The 11,697-nt window shown below is 41.2% G+C and carries 9 protein-coding genes; 4 read left to right on the top strand and 5 right to left on the bottom strand.

Going from position 1 to position 11,697, the window contains the following annotated elements; translation table 11 throughout:
- Positions 1-3 precede the first annotated feature (3 nt).
- Positions 4-687, top strand: coding sequence for a tRNA (guanine(46)-N(7))-methyltransferase TrmB (gene trmB, locus ACOI22_RS08135; RefSeq protein WP_420671527.1), 684 nt, complete (start codon positions 4-6; stop codon positions 685-687).
- A 60-nt stretch (positions 688-747) separates the two neighbouring features.
- On the opposite strand, the gene ACOI22_RS08130 is transcribed toward trmB, so the two are convergent.
- On the bottom strand, positions 748-1,455 hold the full coding sequence (locus tag ACOI22_RS08130; protein ID WP_420671526.1) for an EAL domain-containing protein: 708 nt from the start codon (positions 1,453-1,455) through the stop codon (positions 748-750).
- Positions 1,456-1,625: 170 nt separating this feature from the next.
- Between ACOI22_RS08130 and panP the strand changes: the two genes are divergently transcribed.
- The gene (panP, locus tag ACOI22_RS08125; protein WP_420671525.1) at positions 1,626-3,242 is read left to right on the top strand and encodes a pyridoxal-dependent aspartate 1-decarboxylase PanP; all 1,617 of its coding nucleotides are present in this window, start codon (positions 1,626-1,628) and stop codon (positions 3,240-3,242) included.
- Positions 3,243-3,323: 81 nt separating this feature from the next.
- Here the strand turns inward: panP and glnG are convergent, their stop codons facing one another.
- The 4 genes from glnG to glnA all read right to left on the bottom strand — a co-directional run bounded on the left by glnG (position 3,324) and on the right by glnA (position 8,008).
- Positions 3,324-4,733 carry a nitrogen regulation protein NR(I) gene (gene glnG / locus ACOI22_RS08120; RefSeq protein WP_420671524.1) on the bottom strand — a complete coding sequence of 470 codons (1,410 nt, stop codon included), beginning with the start codon at positions 4,731-4,733 and terminating at the stop codon, positions 3,324-3,326.
- Entirely contained in the window at positions 4,733-5,824 is a 1,092-nt protein-coding gene (gene glnL / locus ACOI22_RS08115) for a nitrogen regulation protein NR(II) (RefSeq protein WP_420671523.1), read from the bottom strand. Before glnL ends, glnG begins: the two co-directional genes overlap by 1 nt.
- Before the next feature lie 141 nt (positions 5,825-5,965).
- Positions 5,966-6,490, bottom strand: a complete 525-nt coding sequence (locus ACOI22_RS08110; RefSeq protein ID WP_420671522.1) for a DUF4124 domain-containing protein — start codon at positions 6,488-6,490, stop codon at positions 5,966-5,968.
- A gap of 108 nt (positions 6,491-6,598) precedes the next feature.
- Entirely contained in the window at positions 6,599-8,008 is a 1,410-nt protein-coding gene (gene glnA, locus ACOI22_RS08105; RefSeq protein WP_420671521.1) for a glutamate--ammonia ligase, read from the bottom strand.
- Between the two features lie 511 nt (positions 8,009-8,519).
- On the opposite strand from glnA, the gene typA reads away from it, so the two are divergent.
- Together typA and ACOI22_RS08095 are read left to right on the top strand one after the other, a co-directional pair.
- A complete protein-coding gene (gene typA / locus ACOI22_RS08100; RefSeq protein ID WP_420671520.1) occupies positions 8,520-10,346 on the top strand; it encodes a translational GTPase TypA in 1,827 nt (608 codons plus the stop codon).
- A gap of 217 nt (positions 10,347-10,563) precedes the next feature.
- Positions 10,564-11,688, top strand: a complete 1,125-nt coding sequence (locus ACOI22_RS08095) for a MalY/PatB family protein (RefSeq protein ID WP_420671519.1) — start codon at positions 10,564-10,566, stop codon at positions 11,686-11,688.
- Positions 11,689-11,697 lie beyond the last annotated feature (9 nt).

Raw genomic sequence — 11,697 nt, 5'->3', positions numbered from 1 at the left:
ATAGTGAATAATCAAGCTCGCGCAATTAGTAGCAACCAAGAGGGCGTGCATGAAGACCTGCTTAAGCAGGTTGCTAAGCATAAAAACTCTACGTTTAAGCGGCCTATTGCTGATCATACCCTTGCTGCCTTTGAGCAAGTGCTAACATACCTAAGCGGTTGGGAGGGCGATGTGATACTAGACGCTTGCTGCGGCGTGGGAGAAAGCACCATCAAAATTGCCGCTCAATACCCTAACGCAAAGGTGATTGGGATAGATAAATCAATTGCTAGGCTAGATAAGCACAATAGTTACAAAACACACGAAGCAAGTACTAATTATTTACTAATGCAGGCTGACCTTAACGATTTTTGGCGCCTACTTTGTGCTCATATTGAAAACAATTCGCCGGCATGGGTACTGGTAAAGCAATATATTTTATACCCTAATCCATACCCTAAAAAATCGCAGCTAAGCAAGCGTTGGCACGCTAGCGCTATTTTTCCGTTCGTTGTTGATGCATGTAAAAATATAGAAGTACGTTCAAACTGGCGAATATACCTTGAGGAGTTTTATCAAGCTTCTCAGCAATATAATTTAAGCGGGGAAATAAGCGTGCTCAAGGGCGAAGCTATGACGCCATTTGAACGCAAATATAGCGATGCAGGGCAGTCGTGTTTTCAGTTATCTTTAAGTGAATCAAAGTAATACCTATGTAAGAAAAGCGCGCACTCATAAAGCATGTAAGGCCGAACTAGCTATTTAACACTACGAAGCGTTTGAGCTAAAAGGGGGTTGCAAATAAAAGCCTTGAGCATATTTAATCCCCGCTTTTTTGACTGCATTTAAACTATCTTCGTTTTCTATGTGCTCAGCTATGACGGCACATGTGTGCTTTTTACAACAAGAAATTAAAGCTTGTAGCGTGTCCGTTTTGTCATTAATTTCGTTTAACTCTTCAAGTAACTCGCCGCGCAGTTTTATGGCTTGAATACCTGCATCAATTAGCGCATAAATATTTTCATTGCACTCGTATACGTTATCAACTGTAATATGCAACTTGGGTAAGCGTTTTACAATTTCGCTAAGTAATTCAGCTTGGTCTTTTACGTTGTCGTAACTCACTTCAATTCCTGCAAGGTGCTTGCTAGTGTGTAACGTTAACTTTTCAAGCCAGCTCAATAAACGCGTGTTCTCAAGGTCACTTTGAAATAAGTTAATACTCCAATTCATCTTTTTAGGCAGGCAAAAGGCACTACTTAGCTCGAAAATGCGCTGGGTAACACGGGCATTTGTTTGGGCTGGACCAACAATGTATAGGAATTCGCTGGGTAAATACATTTGGTCTTTAGCGGTCACTAAGCGCGAAAGGCATTCATAGCGAAATACGCAGTTAGTCTCCAATTCATATATTGGCTGAAAATATGGCACTATGTGCTCAATGGAAAAGTCTTCTAACACAGCTCGAGTTTGCAAGTTAGGTCCAAATTACATTTAAGGGTATATAGGTTATCTTTCGTTTAAAAAATAGCTTTAGTATAATTACTATTTATGCCGTAAATATAAGCGAATAAGCCATACAAACTTGGTTATTATTACTTAATCGGGTAAAGTGCCGAGCTTACTATTCCTTTGAGGTCACGTTTTTGTCTAAAGCTGAAGTCAGTTTAGAGCATTTATACAAGGTTTTTACCAAGCCTGAGAACAATGATTCTACTCTTGCCAAAATAGAGCGTCATTTGTCTGATAACGTATCAGACTTTTTGTCGCAACACGTGGTGACTAAAAAAACGTCTCTTGAGGAAATTGAGCAAGATTTCATGGAGCACTGTGTGCCCAGTGAGCCCGATTTTGTTTCATCTCACGCACAGCACCTTCTGGATAACTTAGTTGCGCATTCGGTTAATACTTATTCGCCTACTTTTATAGGCCATATGACATCGGCTTTGCCGTATTTCCACTTACCGCTTGCAAAGCTGCTGGTTGGCTTAAATCAAAATCTCGTAAAAATCGAAACCTCAAAAGCGTTCACACCACTTGAGCGCCAAGTTTTGGGCATGATGCATAATCTTGTTTACCAAAACGATGCTAAGTTTTACGATAAATACATTCATAGCGCGAGGCACTCTTTAGGCGCATTTTGCTCAGGTGGCACAATCGCGAATATAACCGCGCTTTGGGTGGCTCGTAACAAATTACTAGGGCCTCAAGACGGATTCGCCGGCGTTTCAAAACTAGGCCTAGCAGCCGCTTATCAGCACGCAAATATAAAGAGTTTAGGAGTGATGTCTTCTAAGCGTGGTCACTATTCCTTGGGCAAAGCAGTTGATGTGCTAGGAATAGGACGCAACAATATGCTTACAGTGGCAAGCGAGCCGCATGTGTTATCACCCGAAGCCGCTTTAAAAGTAGGCAAAGAATATCAAGAACAAGGCAATAAGCTACTTGCAATAGTCGGTATTGCGGGAACCACCGAAACGGGGCATGTAGACCCTCTTGATGAGCTAGCGGATGTGGCAAAAGAATTGGGCACTTGGTTCCACGTTGATGCAGCGTGGGGCGGAGCAACGCTATTTTCAGACAAGCACCGCGGAGTCATGTCAGGTATTGAGCAAGCAGACTCAGTCACCATTGATGCGCACAAGCAAATGTATGTGCCCATGGGGGCAGGCATGACCTTATTTAAAAACCCACATGACGCCAACGTAGTACGTCACCATGCTCAGTATATTTTACGCGAAGGCTCAAAAGATTTAGGCGCAACCACGCTTGAAGGTTCTCGTAACGGCATGGCCTTAATGGTGTATTCGTCATTACATATTTTTGGAAAGCGAGGTTATCAACTACTCATTGATAAAGCGATTGATTTAGCTAATAGCTTTGCGCAAATGATTAACGAGCATGATGATTTTGAGCTGGTTACCTCCCCGGTACTATCATTACTCACTTATAGAATCACGCCAAAGCACTTACAAAATTTAGCCCAAGTTGATGCGCCTACCCAAGAGAAAATTAATTCAACGATTGATAAGCTTAGTGTTGCGGTACAAAAACAGCAGCGTGAGGCTGGAAAGTCTTTCGTTTCGCGAACAAGAATTGAAGCGCAGAAGTATCAAGACCACGCTATCACAGTTTTTAGAGTGGTGTTAGCAAACCCGCTTACCACAAAGCAAGACTTAGTTAATATATTAGAAGAACAACTTCGCATTGCTAAAAATACGCGTTCGTGGAAAACCTTAAGTAAAATAACGCTTAATACTTAGGCTCAGTTAAGTGCAACTATGGCTAAACATAACAAAACCGCTTCAAAGCGGTTTTGTTATATAAGCAATGCTTAATATTTTCTAGGCATCTACGTTCAGTTCTTTTAACTTTCTCGTAAGCGTATTTCTTCCCCAGCCCAAGCGTTTTGCCGCTTCTTGTTTATGCCCTTTGGTATGTTTTAAAGCACAATTTAATAACACTCGCTCAAAATCTACTAGAGCATGATCAAGAATATTGTTTTTGCCTAATAACATTTGTTCATCAGCCCAATTTGATAGCAATACCGTCCAGTCATTTTGTTCACTGGCTATTTGGATTTGTTCGTTCGTCGTATTTAGCTCAGGCGGAAAATCGTTAGGCAAGATTTCTTGTCCACTGGCCATAACCGTCAACCAGCGGCAGGTATTTTCTAATTGTCGCACATTCCCAGGCCAGCTTAACTCTGATAAACGCTGCGCAGCAATTTTACTTAAGCTTTTTTGTTCAACCCCTAACTCGTTAGCGGCTTTAACTAAAAAGTGTTTCGCCAATAAAGGAATATCTTCACGGCGCTCGTTTAATGACGGAATATGAATCCGAATGACGTTCAAACGATGATACAAATCTTCTCGAAATTTGCCTTCTTCAACCCGCTTTTCTAAATTTTGATGGGTAGCGGCAATTATTCTTACATCTACCGAAACGGGGCTGTGACCACCCACCCTATAAAATTGACCGTCAGCCAATACGCGTAATAGCCTTGTTTGCACGTCAACTGGCATATCACCAATTTCATCTAAAAATAGGGTGCCACCATCAGCTTGTTCAAATCGCCCCGTGCGAGCATTTTGAGCACCGGTAAAAGCGCCTTTCTCATGTCCAAACAATTCAGATTCTACTAAGTCAGCGGGAATCGCCGCCATGTTCAATGCAACAAATGAATTTCTAGCACGAGGGCTATGTTTATGTAAGGCATGAGCCACCAGTTCTTTACCTGTGCCCGACTGACCATTAATGAGAACGCTAATAGACGAACGTGATAAACGGCCTATGGCACGAAACACTTCCTGCATTGCCGGCGCGGCACCAATAATATCTTTGCTAGGACTATTTTCTTCTAGCTTGACAGCCTGCGATGATTCTTTAGCGTGCTCAATAGCTCGTTGCGTAAGCGCAATCGCTTCATCTACATCAAAAGGTTTAGGCAAGTATTCAAATGCGCCACCTTGATAAGCATTAACTGCACTATCTAAATCAGAATGGGCCGTCATTATTATGATTGGTAATTCTGGAACATGCCTATGCACTTCTTCAAGTAGCTGCATACCGTCCATTTGCGGCATACGTACGTCTGAAATAATAACCATAGGCGCTTGGCCAGATTCTATTTGCATGAGTAAGTCTTCTGGATTCTCAAAACTCAAACAATCAATATTGGCGGCTTTTAGGGCCTTTTCTAATACCCATCGAATTGAGTTGTCATCATCGACTATCCATACTGTTTGGCTCATTATTTTACTTCCTTTTTGGTACTTTCTTTCACTATGGGAATGTACAGGCTAAATTCTGTGTATCCGGGGAAACTTTCTAAATCAATTTTACCGTTATGGTGGTCCGTTAAGGTTTGTGCAATAGATAAACCTAATCCACTACCGTTATCTTTCGTGCTCACCATTGGGTAAAACAAGGTGTCTTTGATCTCGGCAGATATGCCTGGGCCATTATCTATAATGCTAATTTTGGCACAAAGGGGATGGCGTACACCTTTAATCACGCATTGGCGTTCAATACGCGATCTAAATATAATACTTGGCTCTTCTGTTTTCGACGCTTTCAATGCTTGGCTGGCGTTTCTTGTTATATTTAATACAGCTTGTTGTAGCATGTCAGCGTCAGCGTAAATATCGGGTATAGATGGGTCATAATCACGCTCGGTTAAAATACTGTAACTTTGGTCGGCGCTAATTAAGGTGCAAATCTTTTCAATTATTTCATGTAAGTTAAACGTGCGTTTTCGCGGCAAGGCGTTAGGGCCTAGTAAGCGGTCTACTAATTTACGCAAACGGTCTGACTGATCAATGATCATTTGCGTATATTCAGTTTGCTGGGGGCTAGTTAATTCTTTTTCGAGTAACTGTGCGGCGCCGCGAATACCGCCTAAAGGGTTTTTAATTTCGTGTGCTAAGCCTCTTATCAACTCTCTTGCTGCATTTTGCTGCGCACGTTGTTGAGACTCTTGGGTTATTTTTCTCTGCTTATCTATAGGCGCTATTTCAATTAAGATTTGATGTTTATTATTAGCAACAATCACATTCGCGTTCATATCTACCATTAACGAACGTCCATCTCTGAAGCACATTTGCACCTCAGTTTCGATAAAATCTTCGCCGTTAGATAGCGCAGTTAAAAATTGATCCGTATTAAAATTGTCTGGCAGGAAAAAATCATTGAGCGGCCGCTCTCTAACTTGGCTAACACCAGTTTCTAATAAATTAAGCGCGGCATCGTTCACGAAACTAACCGTTAGTGTTTCGTCTACCAATATTAAGGCAGTTTTCATTGAGTTTAAAAACAACTCGTAATTTAGCCTATCTGCAACCAAGGGGCGCTCCACGTAAATTATATATGCACACTATTGGTGCAAGGCATCATAATATAACATTTACGCAAATTCGAGTATCAATTTGATTCATTAATTGAACGGCATAGCCCGCCTATGTTGCGGGGTACTGCGCTAGCTTAACTAATTAATTAGTACCGATGGTTTGTGCAAATGTAAGGTTCTTGATTCGCTAGATGCAATTACCTTGCCCGAGTTGTCAGTATATTTTACATGGTATTGATATGTTCCACGGTCTAGATCAGAAACATTAAATAAGCCACTTGTAGAAGTATATATTTGCTTATTAATGCTCAGTTCAAAAATGCCAGGACTAGGAGGGGCTATTTGCGCAGCAATACTCACAGAGCCGGTGTTATTGCGAAATGTAGCATCTTGTACGGGGCTTACAATGTTAACAGAGTAAGTCACTTGATTCGCAGGACTAGGCAAAGTGGAAGTTGAAGGAGGTGCTACACTTTGAATGGTAGTGCTACTGGTATTCATTTCAACTTCAATAGCACCTTTGGAAGGTTGGTCTGAATAGCTAACAGTTCCATCAGCATGTACAGTCTTATAAATTTTTTCAGGATCAGCGTAGCTACTCTCGCTTACCACTAAAAGCATAGCAACATACATCACTCGTTTCACATTTAAACCATACTGCATCGCAATACCTTGGGCTATTTACATTCAAATTTATAATACCTTATCGGCGCTAAAAAAAAAGCCTGCAATAAGCAGGCTTTTGTTCAACATGGTAAATGTAGGTGCTTATTAGCAGCTGTAGTACATATCAAACTCTAGAGGGTGAGTCGTCATAGCAACAGCTTGAACTTCTTCACGCTTAAGACCAATGTAAGCATCAATCATTTCGTCACTCATAACGCCACCAGCGGTTAAGAATTCACGATCAGCATCTAGTGCATCAAGAGCTTGCTCTAATGAACTTGCTACAGTTGGAATGGCAGCAGCTTCTTCCGGTGGAAGGTCGTATAAGTCTTTGTCAGCTGACTCACCAGGATGGATTTTATTTTTAATTCCATCAATACCAGCCATAAGCATAGCGGTAAAGGCTAAGTAAGGGTTAGCAGTTGGGTCAGGGAAACGTACTTCAATACGACGAGCTCTTTCGCTAGTTACGTAAGGAATACGAATTGACGCAGAACGGTTACGAGCAGAGTATGCAAGCATAACTGGCGCTTCGAACCCTGGTACTAAACGCTTATACGAGTTAGTTGATGCATTAGTAAATGCATTAATAGCGCGTGCGTGTTTAATGATACCACCAATATAATATAGTGCGTCATCAGACAAACCAGCGTAGCTGTCACCAGCAAAGATGTTTTTTCCATCTTTAGAGATAGATTGGTGAACGTGCATACCCGAACCGTTATCGCCAACTAATGGCTTAGGCATAAAGGTAGCGGTTTTATCAAAAGCATTTGCTACATTGTGAACAACGTACTTGTATACTTGTATTTCATCTGCTTTGTATACCAAGGTATTGAAAAGCGTAGCAATTTCGTTTTGACCAGCCGTTGCAACTTCGTGGTGATGCGCTTCAACTGTTAAGCCCATTTCTTCCATGATCATACACATAGAAGCACGAATGTCATGGCCTGAATCTACTGGAGGTACTGGGAAGTAACCGCCTTTCACACCTGGACGGTGGGCTAGGTTGCCTCCTTCGTACTCAGCGCCTGAGTTCCATTTAGCTTCTTCAGAATCAATCTTGTAGAAAGAACCGGCCATATCTGTGTGGAAACGTACGTCGTCAAACAGGAAGAATTCTGGCTCAGGACCAACTAATACTTTATCACCAATGCCTGTAGACTTAAGAAACTCTTCAGCGCGTTTAGCTACTGAACGAGGGTCACGAGAGTAACCTTGCATAGTAGACGGTTCAAGGATATCACAACGGATGTTAACTTGAGTTTCTTCTGCGAAAGGGTCTAGAACCGCAGTTGAAGGGTCAGGCATAAGGATCATGTCTGATTCATTAATGCCTTTCCAGCCAGCAATTGATGAACCATCGAACATTTTACCTTCTTCAAAAAAGTCATCATTTACTTGATGAGTAGGTATAGATACGTGTTGCTCTTTTCCTTTAGTATCGGTGAAGCGTAAATCGACAAATTTTGCTTCGCTTTCTTTAATCAGTTCCAATGCTGACTCGTATGACATAACGTCCTCCAGTTTAAGTGTCCATAATATGAAAAATCTGTTGTGATTGGTTGTCCCGCGGCGAATGCCAGTGTTCAAACACAGCAGTAAATCATAGTGCTATTTTCAATAGTCATCTTAAGCTATATTCATGCCACTGTGCAATGAAATAAAACATCCTATAAATCAATAATTTAAAGTGGCACTAAAATGTTAGCATAGCGGCTACTGCCTTGCTTTGGTGCGTCAATTTGGCGCAAAGCCTTATTTTGGTGCAATGCGATTTTTAGCAAGCATTTAACAAGCTTCACACAAAAATATCATGTTAAATCGGATTTAAGGTTACAGCTTTGTTAAAAAAATGAGTTTATGACTTTATTTTAGGCAATTTGATAAAATTCACTCTGATTGTCATGTAATTGCATGTATAATGCGCGCTCATTTTTTTGTGCGCGTTAAAAATGCACAATTTAGATTACAGTCTGCTCTATTCATGTTGGATGGGCAGTTTAATAAAGTAAAGGCTAAAATTTTGTCGAACGATATCAAAAACTTACGCAATATTGCGATCATAGCTCACGTTGACCATGGTAAAACAACACTGGTAGACAAGTTGTTACAACAATCAGGTACTTTGGAAAGCCGCGGCGAAGCCGAAGAGCGCGTAATGGATTCAAATGATATCGAGAAAGAGCGCGGTATCACCATTCTTGCTAAAAATACCGCGATTAACTGGAACGAATACCGCATTAACATTGTAGATACTCCTGGACACGCCGATTTCGGTGGAGAAGTTGAGCGCGTAATGTCAATGGCTGATTCTGTATTACTTCTTGTTGATGCTCAAGAAGGCCCTATGCCGCAAACTCGCTTCGTGACGCAAAAAGCGTTCGCTCAGGGTTTAAAGCCAATTGTAGTGATTAACAAAATTGACAAGCCAGGCGCTCGCCCTGATTGGGTTATGGATCAAGTGTTTGACTTGTTTGATAACCTTGGCGCGACTGATGAACAACTTGATTTTGACGTGGTTTACGCTTCAGCACTTAATGGTTGGGCGTCTAACGATGCTGATACTAAATCTGAAGATATGACCCCATTGTTTGAAACAATTGTGGGTAAAGTAGCTCAACCTGACGCTGACGTGAATGGTCCACTGCAAATGCAAATATCACAACTTGATTACAACTCTTACTTGGGTGTAATTGGTGTTGGCCGTATTACTCGCGGTTCGGTAAAAGTTAACCAAGCAGTTACTATTGTTACAGCTAGTGGCGAAAAGCGTAACGGTAAAGTAGGTAAAGTATTAGGTTACTTAGGCCTTGACCGCCATGATGTTGATTCAGCAGCTGCGGGTGACATCATCGCTATTACTGGTTTGGGTGAGCTTAAAATTTCTGACACAATATGTGATCAAAATACGGTTGAGGCACTTCCGCCATTATCAGTTGATGAGCCTACTGTTACTATGACTTTCCAAGTGAATACTTCTCCTTTCGCGGGTAAAGAAGGTAAGTATGTAACTTCACGTAATATTTTAGAGCGTTTGCAAGCTGAGCTTGTTCATAACGTTGCGCTACGTGTTGAAGAAACTGCTGATCCAGATAAGTTTAGAGTATCTGGCCGTGGTGAACTTCACTTAGGTATATTAATAGAAAACATGCGTCGTGAAGGTTACGAGCTTGCAGTTTCTCGCCCAGAAGTAATTCTTAAAGAAGAAGACGGGCAGTTAATGGAACCAATTGAAACCTTAACGGTTGATGTTGAGGAACAAAACCAAGGTTCAATTATGGAGCAGTTAGGTTTGCGTAAAGCAGAAATGACTAACATGTCTCCAGATGGAAAAGGACGTGTAAGAATTGACTTTACTATTCCTAGCCGTGGTTTAATTGGTTTCCAAACAGACTTTATGACCTTAACTTCAGGTTCTGGTTTGCTTTATCATACGTTTGACCATTACGGCCCTCATAAAGGCGGCAACATTGGCCAACGTAAGAACGGTGTATTAATTGCAAATGCAACTGGTAAAGCCCTTACCAACGCCTTGTTTAACTTACAAGAACGTGGCCGCTTGTTTATTGGTCATGGTGTTGAAGTTTATGAAGGTATGGTAATTGGTATTCACAGCCGTGATAACGACCTAACGGTTAACGCTCTTAAAGGTAAGCAATTAACTAACGTACGTGCATCAGGTACTGATGAAGCACAAACGCTTGTACCGCCTATTGTTTACACGCTAGAGCAAGCGCTTGAATTTATTGATGACGATGAATTGGTTGAAGTAACACCTAAAAGCATTCGTATCCGTAAAAAGCTACTAACGGAAAGCGATCGTAAACGCGCTTCACGTACTAAAGCGTAATATATCTTGCACTTCTTACAACCAAGCATTGAAATATCTTTTAATGCTTGGTTGTTTTATTTATTTCAATTAACACTTCTAATTTACGCTTCAGTTATTTTTTAATTTCATATGCTTTTTCGTTCCAACTATTGCCCCCTATAAAAGATACTAAATACCTTTTCATTCAGGTAATATTTCATGATACTCAAAAATAGTATCAACTAATGGAATCTGCATGAATTTTGATAACCCCCCCAATCGAAATAACACTTTTAGCTTTAAATGGGAAAAGTATAAGGGTAAAGACATTTTACCTGTATGGGTGGCTGACACAGAATTTGCAGTAGCTAAGCCTATAAGCGACACCTTAAAGCAGCGAGTAGATAACGCAGCATTAGGTTATACCCTTCCGGCGCAGCACAGTGACGCAAGTGAAGCAATTAAACATTGGTGTTTACAACAATATAATTGGCAAATTGACACTAAGTGGATAGTTTGGACCCCTGGCGTAGTACCTGCATTTAATATGGCTTGTAAAGCGTTTTGTGAACCCGGTGATGCGGTTATTGTGCAAACGCCTAACTACCCGCCACTATTAGCGGCTCCTGAAATTAACCAACTAGAAAAAGTTGCCGTGCCTACGATTATGCAAAACGGCCGTTGGATAATTGACTTTGAGGCATTAGAAACAGCCGCTGCGCGAGAAGAGTGTAAGCTCTTTATTATGTGTAATCCTATGAATCCGGTTGGTAGCGTATTGAGTAAACAAGAGCTTGATAGGATTGTGGATATTTGTAACAAGCATTCAGTGATGCTGTGCAGTGATGAAATTCACTGTGATTTAATTTTGGAAAATAAGAAACACATTCCTGCTGGTTCTGTGGCCAGGATTGCAGACAACTCTATTACGCTTATGGCCGCTAGCAAAACCTTTAACGTAGCCGGCTTAGGCACATCTTTTGCGATTATCCCCGATGCGAAAGTTCGCGCCAATTTTGTTAAAGCAGGCATGGGAATAGTACCGTGGGCAAACGTTCTAGGTTTAGAGGCTACCAAAGTTGCCTTCACGCAATGCGATGATTGGTACAAGGCTCAATTAGATTATTTGCGTAAAAATAGAGATTACTTGGTTGAGGCCATCAATAACATAGATGGATTATCTGCCGCCACGCCAGATGCAACGTTCTTATTATGGGTAGACGCCTCAGGCTTAGGTGTTGAAAATACACAAAAGTGGTGTGAAGAAAAAGGGGTTGGCCCATCACCTGGTATTGATTTCGGCAACAAGCACTTCTTTAGAATTAATTACGGCAGTTCATTGTCATTCTTGCAAGATGTGGTGGCGCGTTTAAGCAAATAGTATTCTGCT

Origin of the sequence: Glaciecola sp. 2405UD65-10, assembly GCF_048820975.1 — a bacterium.
Lineage (GTDB): Bacteria > Pseudomonadota > Gammaproteobacteria > Enterobacterales > Alteromonadaceae > Glaciecola.
The sequence above is the reverse complement of the archived record's forward strand: the minus strand, read 5'-3'. Positions and strand labels throughout refer to the sequence as shown.

Excerpts from the sequence above, each read along its gene's own strand:
- ACOI22_RS08095 (WP_420671519.1), top strand. The coding sequence starts at position 10,564 with ATGAATTTTGATAACCCCCCCAATCGAAATAACACTTTTAGCTTTAAA.
- glnA (WP_420671521.1), bottom strand. The coding sequence starts at position 8,008 with ATGTCATACGAGTCAGCATTGGAACTGATTAAAGAAAGCGAAGCAAAA.
- ACOI22_RS08110 (WP_420671522.1), bottom strand. The coding sequence starts at position 6,490 with ATGCAGTATGGTTTAAATGTGAAACGAGTGATGTATGTTGCTATGCTT.
- glnG (WP_420671524.1), bottom strand. The coding sequence starts at position 4,733 with ATGAGCCAAACAGTATGGATAGTCGATGATGACAACTCAATTCGATGG.